This is a genomic window from Mycobacterium sp. E3247, assembly GCF_001667785.1.
Taxonomy (GTDB): domain Bacteria; phylum Actinomycetota; class Actinomycetes; order Mycobacteriales; family Mycobacteriaceae; genus Mycobacterium.
Map to the genome: position 1 here is coordinate 1 of NZ_LZJG01000383.1, position 545 is coordinate 545.

Below are 545 nucleotides of genomic sequence, written 5' to 3' on the forward strand. Positions count from 1 at the left end.
TGACCAATGCCAGTTGTGAGATGGAAGCGGCGGAGGTGAACCACTTTTCGCCATTGAGAACCCAATCCGGCCCTCGCGCACCGCGCTGGTCTGCATGCCGGTGGCATCGGCGCCGGCGGCTCTTTCGGTCATGGCAAAGCAGACCCGGATATCGCCGTTGACCAGCGGGACCAGGTAGCGCTGCTTCTGCTCCTCGGTCCCGTGCTCGATGAGGGTCAGCATGGTCGCGTCCTGTGGGCCCATGCAGTTCAACGCCCACGCACCCAGATGGCTGAACGCGCGGCCCACTTCGACTTGCACGACGGCATTGGCCAAGTGCCCCAACCCCATTCCGCCGTACTGCACCGGTACGAAGGGGCACCACAACCCTTCCGCGTGGGCCCTGTCCTGGACCTCCTTGACGATGTCGAAGAAGGGACGCGTGCCGATCTGTGGCTCCGCCGGCAGCACTACCTCGTCGATGAAAGTGGCGACCCGGGCACGCAGTTGCTGAATCTCCGCCGGGAGCTCGAAATCGATCATGTGACATACGCTGACAGGAGCCA

The 545-nt window shown here is 63.5% G+C and carries 1 protein-coding gene; it reads right to left on the minus strand.

All coding sequences use genetic code 11. The annotated features are described in order from the left end of the window. The coding region (locus A9X04_RS20875; protein ID WP_231985781.1) for an acyl-CoA dehydrogenase family protein at positions 1 to 522 on the minus strand (522 nt) is incomplete at its 3' end. Positions 523 to 545 lie beyond the last annotated feature (23 nt).